We start from the raw sequence: 16,599 nt of genomic DNA, 5'->3' as shown, positions 1-16,599 counted from the left end.
GGTTGAAAAATAATGAAAAGAGCGATGACAGATGAAGCTAAGGCTCTAAGAGCTCAAGCGATTTTAGATAAAGCAGCAGAGCTTTTTGAAACACATGAATATAACCAAATCAAAATGTCAGATATCGCCAAAGAAACGAAGCTGTCTAAAGGCATATTGTTTGTTTATTTCAAAACGAAAGAAGCTCTGTTCTTCCAGCTATTATGCCGAGAATATGTAAAGAGACTAGAGCGATTCATTGAGATTATTTCTGAAACACAAATTAAAAACCTTCAGGATATCAAACATCTTTTTCTGAAGGAATTGGAAGAAATCATTGATAAAAATCCTATGTACATCAGATTAGAAGCAATTCGCACTTCTGTTTTGGAAAGAAACGTAGACTCTGACACCATGCTTCAATCAAAAATGATGTTATTTCAAAAGCTAACGGAAATGACAGACTTACTTTGTCAAAATGATGTGATCAATGAGGCGCAAGTGATGGATATTTTTCAAGCTGAAGCAGCAATTATCACAGGATGCAAACTCACTGCCACCTTACCTGATGAAGTCATCACTATTATTGAAAATCATAATATGCATGAATTTAAACGAGATTTTAAAACAGATGTGATGAATACAATGTCTTTTTATCTTGATGGTTATTTACACAACCTTGAGGCTTAACATAGATTGTTGTGCACAACAAAAATGAATACAACACTTACTTCTTCCCTATGTTAATGATGCTTTCGACAGATTCCAATATGAAAACAGACCTCCTTAAGGTCTGTTTTCATATGTTTTACACATTTTAAGATGCTGTGCCTCAATCAATCATCGTCGTGTTTCGACATGATTTTTGTAGTTCATTTTTACAAAACGCCGAAAAGAAACCGCAAAAATAATTGAGAAACAAAACATGATTGCCTTGTTTGCAAACTAATAGCTCCTTCATCACACAACAAATAAGCAGACTCGTTAAAGTCTGCTTAAACCTCTTGCAAATCACTCCTGACATTCAGGACTTACCCAATGACTCGTTTAACCACTCTTCACAATGTTCAATAAGCCACCTCAAATATTCCACATACTGACCGACGTGATAGCCATCACAAACAGCATGATGTACTTGAATGGCGACTGGCAAGATGATTTTTCCTTCTTCCACCTTAAATTTGCCTAACGTAAATATCGGCAGTAAATAAGTTTCATCTGTAGATACATTAAGGTTAAAAGAAGTAAAATCAATCCAAGGTAGACTTGAAATATTGAATATGTTTTCTGGCATATGAGGTTTCGGAAATAGGTTGCTGTTTTTGCTAAATGTTTCAATGTCCGCCACACAGCTTTTATAAAACTGAGCAAAGTTTTCGTCATAAGGCGTCCAAATACTTGAAAATGTCTTTGTTTCTTTATTTAGAATCGTATAACTAGGATGGAGAAGTTCCCAATGACCAAGTTCATCGTTCACTAGATCCATCCGAAACTCCGGTATTTTTTGCACAGCCCTTGCTAACAAATAAATTTGCACAGGATATACTTTTAACTTTTTTTCTTTTAATATTGAATGCGATTTCGTGATGTCTAGATCGATCACCAGGCTATATGAGCATCGGGTTGACTTTGTATAATGATGGAAGTGCTCTTTTCTCGGATAATTTTCATCTATTTGTTTAAACATTTTTTATCTCCTCCTGAATGTGATTTCTTGTATTCAGGAGGAGACTTTATCTGTTTTCACCACCACAATCATCCTTTCAAGAGATATGTCATGTTTCTGTCCAATCAAAGTCTACCATGAGTTTTGCCTACGATAAACCCTGCAGCAACTCTTCGTAAGTGAGCTTGGCTGAAGTATTCATTCTATTAGTATATTTAAAGAAGAGGAACTCGAATAAAAAAGCACCTTCTATCGTAGAAGGTACTTATCTTATATTCTAGCACTTGCTTTTTTATAATTTTGAAGAAAATGATGACCTTCATTTAAAAAAACTAGAAAACGCTTATTCATAGTTTCAATAACGATTCTATCTGGTTGACCATATGGAGCACCAATTCTATAATCAATATTATCTGCAACTCCATACTTGTCCGACTCTTTAATACTAACGATTTGATCAATTGGTATTTCTGTTTTAGATAAACCAAATTTTAAGACTAAGTATTTTTCACCAAAACTGTAACGGGTTTTTAGGAAAACAGTAAAAATAAAGAAAAGTGATAATAAAAAGATTAACATAATTACATATTCCATAGAATCACTCTTTCTTATACTTTTATCTAATTTTACCATGTTTTTTACTTTTTAAAACCAACAACTTTAATAGAAGTATTATATATGTTTTAATTCACGCTAGTAAGGCAAGTTCTATGAAGGTTGGTCAGTTGGATAGTAATATTCTTTGTCGTATTTATTGGCGTTGAAGCATCTTTTAGAACGATCAATAAAATGAGGCATCGAACCGAATAAAGACTAACAAAAAAAGCCCCTATATAAAGGGGCTTTCAGCCTTTGTCTACAAGCTTTTTTGTATAATAAGGGTAATAACACAATTCTGTGGGGGATGAACATGTTATCGAAACGTGAAGAAGAAAGAAGAAATCAATTAGAAGTAGTGGCCTTAGATGAATTAGTGCCTGAAGATCATCTTGTACGAAAAATTGATCAAGCGATCGACTTTGATTTCGTTTATGATCTTGTCAAAGATCATTATAGTTCTGACAACGGTAGACCAAGTGTTGATCCCGTTGTTCTCATTAAGATGGTCTTAATTCAATATCTATTTGGCATTCGCTCTATGCGGCAAACCATTAGAGAAATTGAAACCAACGTGGCTTATCGTTGGTTTATTGGATATGGATTTTCTGAGAAAATCCCGCACTTTTCTACCTTCGGTAAAAACTACGTGAGACGCTTCCATGATACAGATTTATTCGAACAAATTTTTTACCGAATCTTAAGAGAAGCGATGAAAAAAGGACTCGTTGACCCTTCTATTGCCTTCATTGACTCCACTCATGTAAAAGCGAATGCCAATAAGAAAAAACTTGAAAAGAAAATCGTTCGAGTAGAGACGAGAAGTTATCAAAATCAGCTTCATGAGGAGATCAATATTGACCGTGAAGAACATGGAAAAAAGCCTTTACCCCTACAGACTAAAGAAGAGACAAAAGAAATCAAGGTAAGTACGACTGATCCAGAGAGTGGTTACTATGTGAAGGATGAGCGAGAAAAATCATTTGCCTATTCATTTCATACGGCTTGTGATACTAAAGGATTTATTTTAGGATCACTGGTCACTGGTGGAAATGTTCATGATAGTCGTATGTTGGATTCACTCGTATTAAAGGTGACAGAAAAAGTCGGAAAACCATTTGTAGTCGCAGTAGATGCAGGATATAAAACACCTTACATCGCTAAGTTTTTAATGGATCAAGAGATAAGACCTGTCATGCCTTACACTCGCCCAAGAACAAAAGCTGGTTATTTGAAAAAGAATGAATACGTGTATGATGCATATTTTGATTGTTACATTTGCCCCAACGGGCAAATTCTCTCTTATCGTACAACGACTAGAGAAGGCTATAAGCAATATGCGTCTGATTCAGAGGTATGTAAATCCTGCTCGTTTTTAAATAACTGTACACAAAGTCAAAATCACACTAAACAAATTCATCGGCATATTTGGCAGGACTATCTAGATGAAGCAGACCATCTGAGGCTGACACAAATGAATAAAGACATCTATGTAAAACGGAAAGAAACAATAGAACGCGTTTTTGCGGATGCAAAAGAAAAGCATGGTATGCGTTGGACGAAACTTCGAGGACTGAAAAAAGTTTCAATGCAGGCGATGCTTACTTTCGCTGCCATGAATCTTAAAAAGCTAGCAAACTGGACATGGAAAGAGCCATGTCCAGCGTAAAACACATAATGTTTTTATCAAAAAATGTGAAAACCCCACTTTTACTTGAAGTAAAGGTGGGGTTTGTCTACGGTCTGAAAGCCCCTATATAAAGGGGCTTTTGATTTATTAACGTAATAATTGAAGTACGTTTTGTGGCTGTTGATTCGCTTGTGCAAGCATAGCTTGAGAAGCTTGAGAAAGAATGTTGTTCTTAGTGAATTCACTCATTTCTTTTGCCATGTCAACATCACGAATACGAGATTCAGCAGCCGTTAAGTTTTCACCAGAAGCACCAAGGTTGTTGATTGTGTGCTCTAGACGATTTTGAACTGCACCAAGTTTAGAACGTTGTGCAGAAACTTGTGTAATAGCTCCGTCAACGATTGCTAACTGATCATCAAATCCACCATCGTCACCAGCTGCAATTGTTTCAAATTTAGATATATCGATATCTTTAACAGATTTACCTGTCTCAACTGCACCATCGTCGTCTGTAACGCCTAAAGCAGCAGCGCTCATATCTTGAATGTTTACCTTAATTTGTTGTGTAGCATTTGCACCAATTTGGAAAACTAAAGCATCGCCATCAGTTGCTGGTGTACCTGTACTTGGGTCATCTGGATCTGTCGGCGGAACTTCTGGTGTGCCTACTCCATTAAACGTACCATTTAATAATTTTTTTCCGTTAAACTCAGTACGATTAGAAATACCATCGACCTCTTCAACAAGCGCTGTGATCTCATCTTTAATTGCAGCTAAGTCTTCACCTTGCTGTGTACCAGTATTTCCAGCTTGAACGACTAGTTCACGAACACGTTGAAGGATGGAGTGAGTTTCAGTCAATGCACCTTCAGCTGTTTGGATAAGAGAGATACCGTCTTGTGCGTTTTTAGACGCCATTTCTAATCCTCGGATTTGTCCACGCATTTTTTCAGAGATTGCAAGACCTGCTGCGTCATCTCCTGCACGGTTGATTTTAAGACCAGAAGAAAGTTTCTCCATGTTCTTTTGGCTTGCACCATTGTTTGCTGATAAACGGTTTAATGTGTTAAGTGCTGCGATATTGTGGTTAATTCTCATTTCCTATTACCTCCGTGTAATTTTTTTTAGAGAGCTTATCTGTAAAGTCCATTTGGATGAGAAGCTCTTCCTTAGAATTTTCGATTTCTAAGGCATGTGTATAGTAGTAACGCAGAGCACCTTTTGGCTCTCTTACTTTACTACCGTATGTAACATCAGTTATGGCAATAATCATGAAACCTCCTTCTATTCATTCAAAATGATTAGTCTTGTCACTTTTACGAGACTAGATACCCGCCATAACAATGAGTATTATGTTACCTACTATAGACTGAACTTCCATATATTTTAGTTTGTGGAATTTGTTAAATTCACAAATTAGACACATTTAACAAGAAGAAATATCTCGTCCATGTTGTCATATTGGCTTATGTTAAGCTTGTGAAAAAATCATATTCATGTATAATACAATTGATGTATGATGCATGAATTGTAGGAGGTTGACCTTTTGAAAAGAGAAGATGCCTTAAAACTAAGATCAGATATTAAGAAAATGATTATAATAACAGGGGTTTTTGAATCTCAAAATTTGCCCAATGGACCATTTGAAAAACCTCTACCAACTTCTCAAATGATGGCGTTAGAGGAACTAGAGGTGGAAAAATTAACTGTTTGGCAACTTTCCAATAAACTTAGATTAGAGACTTCAACTGTAAGTAGATTGGTAGATAAGTTAGTAAAAATGGGGCTTGTTTATCGTGAAGTAAATGAAAAAAACAGAAGAGAACTTTTTCTGCACCTCACAGAAAAAGGTCACATTACTGTTAATCGCTTAAGAGAACAATCCCTTACATTTTATCAACGTATCCTCAATAATTTATCAGAATCAGAACAAAAAATAGTTGTGGATGGTTTTGAATTATTTATTGATTCTATTTCTAAGTCTTTTGATTAGAGTGAGGTAAATCATACCCTTTGGAGGATAAAATGAGTTTGGATTTTGAACGTCCTATTATTGAACTAAAAGAGAAATTTGATGAATTAAAGAAAATGATGAAAGAACATAATGTAGATTTATCAACAGAAATTCAAGAATTAGAAAAACGTTTAAATAAAATGCAAGATGAAATTTATTCTAATCTTACACCTTTTCAACGAGTTCAAATTGCAAGGCTACGTAACCGGCCCACGACATTGGATTATATACCTTTATTGTTTACAAACTTTTTCGAACTTCATGGTGATCGATTATATGGTGATGATCAAGCAATGATAGGTGGTATTGCAAAATTTAAAGGGATGCCCGTTACGGTTATTGGTCATCAAAGAGGGAGAAGTACAAAGGAAAATATAGAAAGAAATTTTGGAATGTCACATCCAGAAGGATATAGAAAAGCGCTAAGACTGATGAAACAAGCTGATAAATTTAATCGCCCTATTATTACATTTATTGATACAATTGGCGCCTATCCAGGGAAAGGGTCTGAAGAACGTGGAATTTCTGAAGCAATAGCTCGAAATCTATTGGAAATGGCAACACTTAAAGTGCCAATTGTTTGTATTGTAATTGGAGAGGCATCAAGTGGTGGAGCTCTTGGCATTAGTGTCGGTAACCATATCCATATGTTAGAGTATTCATGGTACTCGGTCATTTCACCAGAAGGAGCAGCATCTATCCTATGGAAGGATGCTAAGTATGCTCCAGAAGCTGCTAAACACATGAAAATTTCAGCAAAAGATTTAAAGCATTTAGGAATTATTGATGAAATCATTCCTGAAATGAAAGGTGGAGCACAAAATGATATCAAATCACAGGCAAAATTGATTGAATCTGCAATCGAATCATCTCTTAAAAAATTGATACGATTATCCTCGGAAGAGCTTATACAACAGCGATATGAAAAGTATAGACAAATAGAGAATTATAAATGAAAATACTTAAAACCGTATTACATTTCTGAGGATTCTTACTAAAAAGTTCTAAATATTTTGTAAGTAACCTCTTAAACTGGATATGCTGATACTATTAAAAAATGTGTGATTGGTATGGAAAAGGAATTTTTTGATTCTAAAAATACTGAGAAACAATTTGGTGGATAAAGTTCGTCCCCAACCAAAAGAAACAGAACAAATATTTGTTACCGACAATCAAAAAACCCTTGCTAGGCAAGGGTTTAAACGATGATTCCGACTGGGCTCGAACCAGCGACCTCTACCCTGTCAAGGTAGCGCTCTCCCAGCTGAGCTACGGAATCGGATTATGTATCAGTTCTGGGCTTTCTGTTACTGACAGTCTCTATTATATAACCATCATCGTCAGTCGTCAATGGTTTTGTTCAAAAAAGTCAGTAAAAAGCCGGTATCCATACCGGCTTTTTACTGACTTTTATGATTGGTTCACAAGAACTGGCTTTAGTTGATCTAGTGCTTGTTTGAAGTCCCTTTTGAGGTCTTCTCCGTTTTCTACGCCCACACTTAATCGAAGTAAACCATCCGTGATGCCTCTTTTTTCTCTTTCTTCTTTTGGCATAGCGGCATGGGACATTTTGGCCGGATAGGAAAGAATGGATTCGACTGCTCCGAGGCTGACGGCGAATACAGGTAATGTGACGCCATCGACCAATTCTTTGACAGCCGCTTGGTTTTCTAGTTCAAATGAAAGAACAGCACCTGCACCGCTCGCCTGCTTCCGCTGAATGTCTGCCCCTGGGTGATCATCTAATCCTGGGTAATATATTTTTTTGACCGCAGGATGTTCTTTTAGAAATGTAGCCAGTTCTAATGCGGTTTGACTGGCTTTTTCTAATCTGACTTGAAGGGTCTTTAATCCTCTGAGCACAAGCCAGCAATCCTGTACGCCAAGCACCGCCCCGAAGGAGTTTTGCAGCGAATAAAGTTCGTCTCCTAGCTTCTCATCTTTCACCACGGCTAAGCCTGACAGTACATCACTGTGGCCGCTTAAAAATTTCGTTGCACTGTGCAGCACAACGTCTACACCAAGGTCCAGCGGACGCTGAAGCGCAGGCGTTAAAAACGTATTATCTAAGAAAGTCAGACAGTCATGTTCTTTCGCAATCTGTACGACACCTTCAATATCCGTAATACCGAGTGTAGGGTTTGACGGTGTTTCCATGTAAATGACTTTTGTATTTGATTGAATGCCTTGTTTCACTTCATTCAAATTGGTCATGTCCACAAAGGTATGCTCAATCCCAAATCTTGAAAGAACTTGGGTGATCATTCGGAAAGTCCCTCCGTACACATCTCTTGTGACAAGGACATGATCTCCTTTTGATAATAGAAGAAAAGCGGTTGAAATGGCTGCCATACCTGACGCAAAGGCAAGCCCTCTCGTTCCTCCTTCTAGCGCTGCAATGGTATCCTCCAATGCCTGACGTGTAGGGGTGCCTGATCTGGAGTAGTCATATTGACCAAAGTCATCGAAGCTGCTTTGGTGAAACGTCGATGCATGTTGAATCGGTACACTGACTGCACCTGTTGAACGGTCTGTTTTAAACGCATTATGAACGAGTTGTGTTTCTAGTGTCCAATCGTGTGTGGTCATTTCGTGTGTACCTCCTCTTTCACATTTGATAGTGCCTGTTTCAGGTCTGCTTTTAGATCCTCCACATGCTCAATCCCGACTGAGAAACGGAGCAATTTGTTACAAACACCGTTTGCGATGCGAATCTCTTCTGGGATGTCCATATGGGTTTGCGTTGCAGGATACGTAATGAAGCTTTCGACTCCGCCAAGGCTTTCAGCAAAACAAATCGTTTTCAGCTTCTTTAAAAATGGATTGACCCAGTCCTCTTTGGCTACTCGGAATGACAGCATGCCTCCCTTTCCTGGGTAAAGCACATCTTGAATTTCCGGCTGCTGCTTTAGAAAGTCAGCTAATTCCTTCGCATTAGCTTCGTGCTGGCGCATTCTCAGCGCCAATGTTTTCATTCCTCTCATTAAAAGCCATGAGTCAAATGGAGATAAAACCGCTCCGATGGCGTTTTGATGCTGGAACATGTCTTCCGATAGCTGCTCCCCATTTGTGACGACAAGTCCGGCAAGAACATCGTTATGTCCGCCTAAATATTTGGTTGCACTATGAATGACAATGTCTGCTCCGAGTGTAATCGGTTTTTGCAAGACGGGCGTATAAAAGGTGTTATCCACAATGACCAATGCACCGTGATCTTTTGCGATTTTCGCAACCTTTTGAATATCCGCTTCCTGCATGAGTGGGTTTGTTGGCGTTTCAATAAAGACGGCTTTTGTATTTGGCGTCATTTTAGAGCGTAAACAGTCTTCATCTGAAAAATCATCATAAACAAAGCGCAGTCCGTACTTTTTCCATTCGTTTTCAAATAGACGGTATGTACCGCCATATAAATCTGATGAAACAATGAGTTCATCCCCGCTCTCAAACAGCGCCATGATCGTTTGGATGGCAGCCATTCCCGAACTGAAGGCAAAACCGGCCGTTCCTTCTTCGAGTGAAGCAATCGCATCTTCTACAAGCTGCCTTGTTGGGTTTTTCGTTCGAATATAATCAAATCCTGTTGATTCCCCAATGCCTCTATGTCTGTAAGCTGTTGAAAGATAAACGGGAGGACTGACAGTACCAGTCACCTCTTCGCTGCGGTTTCCAATTTGCGCTAACTTCGTTTCCACATGTTCTGTCATTTGACACCATCCTAAGTAAAAATCTAATTTCAAAACAGAAAAACCCCTTCTTCATAAGAAGAAGGGGTTTAATCGCTTCCTCTTATCTTCCAAGCAAAAAAGCTGCTTGCTGGATTTAGCACCTTGGTACATCACATGAAGTGATGCATACCGGTTGCTGAGGTTTCAAAGGGCCAGTCCCTCCACCTCTCACGATAAGAATGTGTTGTCTGTCTGTTCTAATTCTTAATACTGTAACGCATTAAACCTCATTTTTCAAGGGGAAATGTAACGATTAATTAAAATTTTCTGTATTTTGTAGCAGATTGGATGTCAGCCAATTTGATTGCATGTTAGCATATAGGAACAACGCTGTTTTTCGTGTTACAATGAATGGAAACGTTTCACTTATGATGAATTTGGTTAGCTGGAGGAATGGATTATGGTGAAGAAAACAGGCATCATTCAAGAAGAAACCTTACAGTCAAAAGAACTTGGGGCAGATATGACCATTTTGATTTATTTGCCAGTCAATTACTCCCCCCTTTATACATATCATGTCATCATTGCACAAGATGGTCATGATTATTTCCGTCTAGGTAAAATAGGCAGACAGGCGGAAAAATTAATGCAAAATAAAGAAATGGAACGCTCGATTATCATTGGTGTCCCATATGAAAATGTTACTGAAAGACGAAATACGTATCATCCAGACGGACCAAAGTTCGAGGCGTATAAACGCTTTTTGGCAAATGAACTAGTTCCGTATATTGATGAACACTATCCAACGTATCAAGTTGGATCAGGTCGTACATTTATTGGTGATTCATTAGGTGCTACGATCTCACTTATGACAGCCATTGATTATCCTTCGTTATTTGGCGGACTGATTTTGCAGTCTCCTTACGTGGATGAGTCTGTTCTGCAAGCAGTCAAACAGTCATCATCCCTTGCTCATTATGCCATTATCCATCAAATCGGGTTAGAAGAAACAGCTGTGAAAACGACAGATGGGCAAGTGCTTGACTTTATTCAGCCGAACGAAGAATTAAAGGTCCTTTTGGAGAAGTCCGGTGCGGATTATTTATTTGAGACATTCGAAGGCGATCATAAATGGACGTTTTGGCAGCCGCTCATTTCACCTTCGTTAAAAAGAATGCTCCCATATTCGTTAATCAACTGAATTTTGTTATAATAAAAAATAATAAATACTTTCTTAATCAGGAGGGAACATGATGAAATACGGAGTTGTTTTATTTCCATCAAAAAAATTGCAAGACATTGCGAACTCTTATCGGAAACGTTATGATCCGAACTATGCACTCATACCACCTCATTTAACATTAAGAACACCTTTTGAATTAACGGATCTAGAAGCAGCTGAGGTCGTCTCCACCTTGCGAGAGTACGCAAAAAATGCTTCTCCTATTACGTTACGTATTAAAAAATTCAGTTCATTCGCTCCTGTAAACAACGTGATTTATATGAAAGTAGAACCGAACGAAGAATTAATGACTCTCAATGAGAAGTTGTACACTGATCCGCTTGCTGGTACACCTGAATATGCATTTGTTCCGCATGTGACAGTGGCTCAAAAGTTATCAGACGATGAGCATTCAGACGTTCTAGGCACATTGAAGCTGAGAAAAATTGACCACGAGGAAACGGTTGACCGCTTCCACCTTTTATATCAATTAGAGAACGGTTCTTGGACCGTTTATGAAACATTTATCTTAGGAGAAGAGGGTTAAAGACATTTGAATACAGTCATCGTAAAAGAACAAACACAACGAGAAGATGCTTATTATGTTCGAAAAGAAGTTTTCGTAAAAGAACAAGAAGTCCCGTTAGAGATCGAAATTGATGAACTTGAGGACGAAGCCATTCACTTTGTCATTTATAATGATGACAACAAACCACAAGCTGCTGCTAGACTGCGCATAATTGAAGGTCATAAGGCAAAGCTTGAACGAATTTGTGTATTAAAAGAGGCGCGCTCTTTCGGTCTTGGCCACCAGCTTTTAGAAGCACTTGAGTCTGAAGCGATGGCAAACGGAGCGAAAGAAGCTGTCATGCATGCACAAGTCCAAGCTCTTCCTTTCTACGAAAAGAAAGGCTACAAAGCCGTTTCAGAACCGTTTGAAGAAGCAGGAATTACACATGTCAAAATGACAAAAACACTATCCGTTTAACGAAAATAAAAAGCCAGGGCATCATGGATGCTCTGGCTTTTTATTGATTCCATCTCGTTCGCTCAGGAAGAAAGCGCAGTCATTTAGACGTAAGTATTGATATGAACGCCCTTACCTTCTTCCATAAACATATCTCGTACAAAGCGTTCCCGCTTTTTTTGCTGTACTTTCGTTTCCGCTTCTGTCACTAAGTCCTCTTTTTTCTCCAGCTCTCTGTATACCTTGTCATGAAAGGTGCGGGTGACCTTCGTCACTTTCGCATAGTCTTCTTTATCCTGAGGAGCAGGACGATTGATATATTGAAAATACAGATCCGGCTGAATCGGGGCTATATATCCCATCAAGAACGCCTCCTTTGCTTCTCTTCTACTCTACTATTCCCTAATTATGACTGTTTGAAACACGCCTCATTTGATATGATTAGATGTGTTTCTTTTTAAGATTGATTGACTATTGGAGGACTAGCTTTGAAATGCGCACGACGACATGATCGAACGATCTCATTACATACATATTCGAGAGAACACTATCAATTCCTCCATGATGAGGGGAAAAAAGGGCATTTATCTTGCCCATATTGCGGACACCCCGTCTTTTTTAGATTAAATATACATGAAGAACCTGCCTTTATCCATAAGCAAATATCTCAGCAAGAGATTTGCGAAAAAAGAGAACAACAAGAGGAAAAGAAACCGGCTGAACGAGAGGAAGAGGCATCCTACAAAGAACTTGGCGGCTTTCGCTTTCCAACCGGCAAACAGATCATCTCACAAACAGAAGAATCGGATGACTGGCAGGAACCACGGTCCATTCAATTTGGCGAAACCTTTCATTTAGAAAAGAATGAAGAAGTGCATACCATTGACCTCTTTCCACACATCACCTTTAGCGCACCGCAGCTTCAAGCAGTCACACACAAAGACGGTCCGATGCTTGTACTAGCTGGCGCCGGCAGCGGGAAAACAAGGGTACTGACAGCAAGAGCTGCTTATCTGATGTCGCACCATCAAATCCCTGCTCACCATATCCTGCTCGTGACCTTCACCACAAAAGCAAGCAGTGAAATGAAAGAAAGACTACGTATGCAGTATCAGCTTCATCCTTCACAGGCGAGCCAAGTTGTGACAGGCACATTCCACAGTCTATTTTATAAAATGCTGCTTCACGATGATCGGGGCAAATGGAACGGACAGCATTTGATTAAATTCGACTGGCAAAAAGAGCAGTATATTCGCAAAGCGATCATGAATGAAGGACTTGATGAAAAAGACTATCCAACCGATCAAGTGCTGCAATCAATCGGCTATTGGAAAAATGCTTTTTTACCAAACGAACTTCCTGAGCTGAAAGATGAAAAGGAAAAGCAAATGTGGACAATCTATCAGTCATACGAACAGCAAAAGCGTGAAAATCAACAATTTGACTTTGATGACATGGCCATTGCCTGTTTACACATGCTGAATAAGCAGCCTGAATTGCTCAAACAATATCAAGAACGATTCAAGTATATTTTAGTAGATGAATTTCAAGATATTAATCCCGTACAATATCAATTAATCCAGCTTTTAGCTGGAGAATCCGAGCAGCTATTTTGTGTAGGTGATGATGATCAAGCCATCTATGCATTTAGAGGAAGCAATCCTGCTTTTATTCTTGACTTCAAACAGGACTATCCTTCGGCCGAGATCGTCCATTTACATGCAAATTACCGCTCTCATCATACGATTGTCGCAAGTGCAGACGCCATTATTAAGAAGAACCAGCATCGTTACGAGAAAACGTTAAAAGCCGTTCGCGTGGAGAAAATTCCGCCGACTCTTTTTTATCCATATGACGAGGAAGAGGAAGCGACCATGATCGTAGCAGATATTCAGGAGAAAATTAAAAACGGTGCAAAACCGAATGACTTTTGCGTGCTGTTTAGAACGAATACAGGAGGCCGTGCGATTTATGAACGTCTTCATCAATCGGCGATTCCGTATCAAACCGATGCTGGCGTAAAAGCCTTTTATAGCAGAAGAATTGTTCGGGTGCTGCTCGCTTTTCTTTCGCTAAGTCAGGATGCAGATGATGTCGCCGCAATGAAGCTGCTGCTGCCCGTTTTCTTTTTAAAGCAGCAAACACTGAATACCATGAAGGCGCTGACCATTACGGAAGATTGTTCTATGGTAGAGGCACTTGGAAAGCTAACAGACATTCAGCCGTTTCAGCGCAAAAAACTGCAATCGATCGTTCCCCTGTTTCGAACGTTAAAAACGTTAAAGCCATCTGAAGCTGTAGCGTTTATTGAACAAAGGATGGGACTTGGTGATTATTTAAAAAAACGAGTGAATGATACGAATGTGCTTGAAAAAGGAACAGATGATGTACGAGATGTGAAAACAGCGGCGAAACGTTTTGAAACAATTGAAGCCTTCCTCGCTCATGCCGTACATATGAAATCTGCTGAAAAGGAAAAATCAGATGAACCAGGCGTTCAGCTCATGACGATCCACCGTGCGAAGGGACTAGAATTCCAAACAGTGTACATCACGAGCGTGGTTGATGGGGCGCTCCCTCATGACTTTGCACTTGATGAGCTGAGAAACGGTGATGAAGAAGCCATTGAAGAGGAGCGGCGTTTATTATACGTTGCCATGACGAGAGCAGAACAATCCCTTTATCTATCCGTTCCATCATATAGAAGAGGAAAAACGGCTCACCGCTCCCGCTTTTTGTACCCTCTTTTAAAGAAAAATCGCGAATTATTCACACAAAAACAACAGGCCCCCCTTTAAATGGAGAGCCTGTTGTTTATTTTTTGTTGTTCATCATTTTAGCGATTGTATTAAAATCAAGCTTTTCTTTTCCACTTGTAATCGATTGAACGATTTTGTCTTCCATTTCTTTAGGTACACGTTTGTTTGCAAGCTGCGCCACTTTTTTAATGACACCTCGAACGGTATTCTCATCTTTAAAGTTCGCGTTTTGCAAAGAACCTGCAAGCTTAAAGACATCATTCATATTTACACCTGTTTTATTTTCCACACTTTTAAAGAACTTATTATCCATTCCTTTGCCTCCTCTTTGTGGAGTAATCACCTTACTATATGAAAATAGGCGAGATATGTGCCTATCCTGCTGCCTTGTTAGCAAAGAGAAAGGAAAGCAAAAGGCTTCCCTATTGCTTCCCTCACCTTCTTACTGTTTAGTTAAAGAAAGAAGCACCAACGATGATTAGAAGGATGAAAAGCACGACGACAAGAACAAAAGTTGAACCATAACCGCCGCCGTAGCCGCCACCATAACCTCCGCAATAACCGCCACCGTAACCGTAACAACTCATATATAAGCACCTCCTCTTCTCCCTTACAAAATATGAAAAATACATGAAATGGTTTGGACGATCACATAAAAAAGTGCGGAATTTTTATTTCTGCTGTTTAAAGACGTAATCTGCCTCTCCATGACGGATCATGAATGCTTCTGTTTCTTTCGCAAAAGTATCCATTTTCTCGCCAAATGCTTTTAAGTGCTCTTCAAGATCCTTCGCTTTATTCGCTAGATCCATTTCAGCTTTTTCGTGCGCTTGCTCTTTCCCATCATGGGGTTTAGTGAACAAGGAACCGATTAATTGTTCGAATGCATCCATTCTGGTCACCCCTTCTCTCTTACATATGCATCACCCAAAAAAAGGGCAACAAAAAAACCGGATAAATCCGGCTTTTGTTTTTCCCTATTGAGGTTTCTTTTTCTTCCCGCAGCCGCAGCCAGTCTTCTTGATTTTCTTCGTATATACAGATTGTTGATTTGACTGCGCTGGATACCCTTGAAGCATATGTGACGGTGTTTCAGTTGGTTTCATCGCAACCCTTCCTTTCCTATTCCATGTTAGTATATGCATTTTCTTTAAGCGTGTCTGATCAGAATGCCTGTTTATTTCACAAGCTTCGACACGACTGCTTCAATCAAGCCTGCTGCGGCGGCAATCGCTAATAGTAAATTAAGCCACATGCTGATGACAGGAAAAAATATGTATATCAGTAGTAAAGCAGCAGTGCACCACATACCCGTACACCAATAACAACTTAACAGCTCTCCTACCCACGATCGCAGTCCCTTCCCCTTAATGACGATATAGGTCTCGACTTCACCTTGTTCGTTTACCTCTTCTTGCTCTTCATGAAATAGACGGCGAAAGGGGGCTGTAATCGTATCAAACACGATCAATCTCGTCAGCCTAAAGGATGCGAGGGCAAATATAGCAAATGACAAAGCGCCGCTCATGGAACCTCCACCTCCTTCATTCTTCTTTTTCCGTCCTTTCTTTATATATGCAAAAAGAAAGACCACCATGATGAATCGAGTGCAAATAAAATTGGGTTGTACTTTTTCATGCTTTCCGATTCCACCTTGAGCCTCTGCTGCATTAAATAATGTATAGATAAGAAAGGAGTGAAAGTATTGTCTATTGAAGAAAGTGCTGATTTATTATACACACAACTGTTAAACGAATTAATCAGCAATTATGATGATTTCATCGAGATTAAGGATTCCGAAAATGTCACGATTCATAAAACAGATGTAACAGCCGCACTCTCCCTTCAAGCGACCGTAACGACAATCATTACTCTTTTAATCCAACTTCTTGTACCAGACGATGAATTGGCTACAGACATCACAGATCAGCTCTTAGCCTCACAACAAGTGACAGTCCAAAAGAAGACTGTGATCCAAATCATCAATTGCTATAACGTCACGATTACATTATCAGATGCATCTATTATGAACTCCGTCCAAATTCTCACCCAAACATTGAATGTACTCTTAGTTGAAGCCGGCATTCTTTGACCCTT

The 16,599-nt window shown here is 39.1% G+C and carries 21 protein-coding genes, 1 tRNA gene and 1 riboswitch; of the genes, 9 read left to right on the top strand and 13 right to left on the bottom strand.

The window, feature by feature from the left end:
- Positions 1 to 12: 12 nt before the first annotated feature.
- Positions 13 to 669: a TetR/AcrR family transcriptional regulator gene (locus ID12_RS10670; RefSeq protein ID WP_050827173.1), complete on the top strand. Its 657-nt coding sequence runs from the start codon at positions 13 to 15 to the stop codon at positions 667 to 669.
- Positions 670 to 1,003: 334 nt separating this feature from the next.
- Here the strand turns inward: ID12_RS10670 and catA are convergent, their stop codons facing one another.
- Positions 1,004 to 1,666: a type A chloramphenicol O-acetyltransferase gene (gene catA / locus ID12_RS10665; RefSeq protein ID WP_050827172.1), complete on the bottom strand. Its 663-nt coding sequence runs from the start codon at positions 1,664 to 1,666 to the stop codon at positions 1,004 to 1,006.
- Between the two features lie 249 nt (positions 1,667 to 1,915).
- Positions 1,916 to 2,239, bottom strand: coding sequence for a SunI/YnzG family protein (locus ID12_RS10660; protein ID WP_050827171.1), 324 nt, complete (start codon positions 2,237 to 2,239; stop codon positions 1,916 to 1,918).
- Positions 2,240 to 2,555: 316 nt separating this feature from the next.
- On the opposite strand from ID12_RS10660, the gene ID12_RS10655 reads away from it, so the two are divergent.
- On the top strand, positions 2,556 to 3,911 hold the full coding sequence (locus tag ID12_RS10655; protein ID WP_050827170.1) for an IS1182 family transposase: 1,356 nt from the start codon (positions 2,556 to 2,558) through the stop codon (positions 3,909 to 3,911).
- Between the two features lie 108 nt (positions 3,912 to 4,019).
- Here ID12_RS10655 and hag read toward each other — a convergent pair whose 3' ends face one another.
- Positions 4,020 to 4,973: a flagellin Hag gene (hag, locus tag ID12_RS10650; protein WP_050827169.1), complete on the bottom strand. Its 954-nt coding sequence runs from the start codon at positions 4,971 to 4,973 to the stop codon at positions 4,020 to 4,022.
- A complete protein-coding gene (locus ID12_RS10645; protein WP_024424989.1) occupies positions 4,963 to 5,148 on the bottom strand; it encodes a hypothetical protein in 186 nt (61 codons plus the stop codon). Before ID12_RS10645 ends, hag begins: the two co-directional genes overlap by 11 nt.
- A 273-nt stretch (positions 5,149 to 5,421) precedes the next feature.
- Between ID12_RS10645 and ID12_RS10640 the strand changes: the two genes are divergently transcribed.
- Together ID12_RS10640 and ID12_RS10635 are read left to right on the top strand one after the other, a co-directional pair.
- The gene (locus tag ID12_RS10640) at positions 5,422 to 5,868 is read left to right on the top strand and encodes a MarR family winged helix-turn-helix transcriptional regulator (protein ID WP_050827168.1); all 447 of its coding nucleotides are present in this window, start codon (positions 5,422 to 5,424) and stop codon (positions 5,866 to 5,868) included.
- A gap of 32 nt (positions 5,869 to 5,900) precedes the next feature.
- Positions 5,901 to 6,845 carry an acetyl-CoA carboxylase carboxyltransferase subunit alpha gene (locus tag ID12_RS10635; protein WP_050827167.1) on the top strand — a complete coding sequence of 315 codons (945 nt, stop codon included), beginning with the start codon at positions 5,901 to 5,903 and terminating at the stop codon, positions 6,843 to 6,845.
- Between the two features lie 250 nt (positions 6,846 to 7,095).
- On the opposite strand, the gene ID12_RS10630 is transcribed toward ID12_RS10635, so the two are convergent.
- From ID12_RS10630 to ID12_RS10620, 3 genes are all read right to left on the bottom strand, one after another.
- A tRNA-Val gene (locus ID12_RS10630) sits at positions 7,096 to 7,168 on the bottom strand.
- A gap of 131 nt (positions 7,169 to 7,299) precedes the next feature.
- Positions 7,300 to 8,478, bottom strand: coding sequence for a cystathionine beta-lyase (gene metC / locus ID12_RS10625; RefSeq protein WP_008348402.1), 1,179 nt, complete (start codon positions 8,476 to 8,478; stop codon positions 7,300 to 7,302).
- On the bottom strand, positions 8,475 to 9,593 hold the full coding sequence (locus ID12_RS10620) for a methionine biosynthesis PLP-dependent protein (protein WP_035700347.1): 1,119 nt from the start codon (positions 9,591 to 9,593) through the stop codon (positions 8,475 to 8,477). Before ID12_RS10620 ends, metC begins: the two co-directional genes overlap by 4 nt.
- Positions 9,594 to 9,672: 79 nt before the next feature.
- Positions 9,673 to 9,794, bottom strand: a riboswitch (SAM riboswitch).
- Between the two features lie 220 nt (positions 9,795 to 10,014).
- Here ID12_RS10620 and ID12_RS10615 point away from each other — a divergent pair.
- Genes ID12_RS10615 through ID12_RS10605 form a run of 3 tightly spaced genes read left to right on the top strand, consistent with a single transcriptional unit; the run spans position 10,015 to position 11,764 of the window.
- The gene (locus tag ID12_RS10615) at positions 10,015 to 10,755 is read left to right on the top strand and encodes an esterase family protein (protein WP_046527487.1); all 741 of its coding nucleotides are present in this window, start codon (positions 10,015 to 10,017) and stop codon (positions 10,753 to 10,755) included.
- A gap of 52 nt (positions 10,756 to 10,807) precedes the next feature.
- Positions 10,808 to 11,323, top strand: a complete 516-nt coding sequence (locus ID12_RS10610) for a YjcG family protein (protein ID WP_024720139.1) — start codon at positions 10,808 to 10,810, stop codon at positions 11,321 to 11,323.
- Positions 11,324 to 11,329: 6 nt separating this feature from the next.
- Positions 11,330 to 11,764, top strand: a complete 435-nt coding sequence (locus ID12_RS10605; protein WP_008348412.1) for a GNAT family N-acetyltransferase — start codon at positions 11,330 to 11,332, stop codon at positions 11,762 to 11,764.
- Positions 11,765 to 11,847: 83 nt separating this feature from the next.
- On the opposite strand, the gene ID12_RS10600 is transcribed toward ID12_RS10605, so the two are convergent.
- The gene (locus ID12_RS10600) at positions 11,848 to 12,105 is read right to left on the bottom strand and encodes a hypothetical protein (protein ID WP_008348414.1); all 258 of its coding nucleotides are present in this window, start codon (positions 12,103 to 12,105) and stop codon (positions 11,848 to 11,850) included.
- Between the two features lie 126 nt (positions 12,106 to 12,231).
- Here ID12_RS10600 and ID12_RS10595 point away from each other — a divergent pair, with 126 nt between their 5' ends.
- Complete coding sequence (locus ID12_RS10595) at positions 12,232 to 14,541, top strand: ATP-dependent helicase (protein ID WP_050827166.1); 2,310 nt, start codon at positions 12,232 to 12,234, stop codon at positions 14,539 to 14,541.
- A gap of 16 nt (positions 14,542 to 14,557) precedes the next feature.
- Here the strand turns inward: ID12_RS10595 and spoVIF are convergent, their stop codons facing one another.
- The 5 genes from spoVIF to ID12_RS10580 all read right to left on the bottom strand — a co-directional run bounded on the left by spoVIF (position 14,558) and on the right by ID12_RS10580 (position 16,030).
- Complete coding sequence (gene spoVIF / locus ID12_RS10590; RefSeq protein ID WP_008348417.1) at positions 14,558 to 14,815, bottom strand: sporulation-specific transcription regulator SpoVIF; 258 nt, start codon at positions 14,813 to 14,815, stop codon at positions 14,558 to 14,560.
- 136 nt (positions 14,816 to 14,951) lie between these two features.
- The gene (locus ID12_RS18950) at positions 14,952 to 15,089 is read right to left on the bottom strand and encodes a YjcZ family sporulation protein (RefSeq protein ID WP_008348419.1); all 138 of its coding nucleotides are present in this window, start codon (positions 15,087 to 15,089) and stop codon (positions 14,952 to 14,954) included.
- An 84-nt stretch (positions 15,090 to 15,173) separates the two neighbouring features.
- The gene (locus ID12_RS10585; protein ID WP_008348420.1) at positions 15,174 to 15,395 is read right to left on the bottom strand and encodes a hypothetical protein; all 222 of its coding nucleotides are present in this window, start codon (positions 15,393 to 15,395) and stop codon (positions 15,174 to 15,176) included.
- Positions 15,396 to 15,479: 84 nt separating this feature from the next.
- A complete protein-coding gene (locus ID12_RS19585) occupies positions 15,480 to 15,608 on the bottom strand; it encodes a hypothetical protein (RefSeq protein ID WP_008348422.1) in 129 nt (42 codons plus the stop codon).
- A 71-nt stretch (positions 15,609 to 15,679) separates the two neighbouring features.
- On the bottom strand, positions 15,680 to 16,030 hold the full coding sequence (locus tag ID12_RS10580; RefSeq protein WP_050827165.1) for a DUF1360 domain-containing protein: 351 nt from the start codon (positions 16,028 to 16,030) through the stop codon (positions 15,680 to 15,682).
- 177 nt (positions 16,031 to 16,207) lie between these two features.
- Here ID12_RS10580 and ID12_RS10575 point away from each other — a divergent pair, with 177 nt between their 5' ends.
- Positions 16,208 to 16,594, top strand: a complete 387-nt coding sequence (locus ID12_RS10575) for a spore coat protein (RefSeq protein ID WP_050827164.1) — start codon at positions 16,208 to 16,210, stop codon at positions 16,592 to 16,594.
- Positions 16,595 to 16,599 lie beyond the last annotated feature (5 nt).

It is taken from the genome of Bacillus altitudinis (assembly GCF_001191605.1).
Classification (GTDB): Bacteria; Bacillota; Bacilli; order Bacillales; family Bacillaceae; genus Bacillus; species Bacillus altitudinis.
This window is presented reverse-complemented; position numbering and strand designations above follow the sequence as displayed.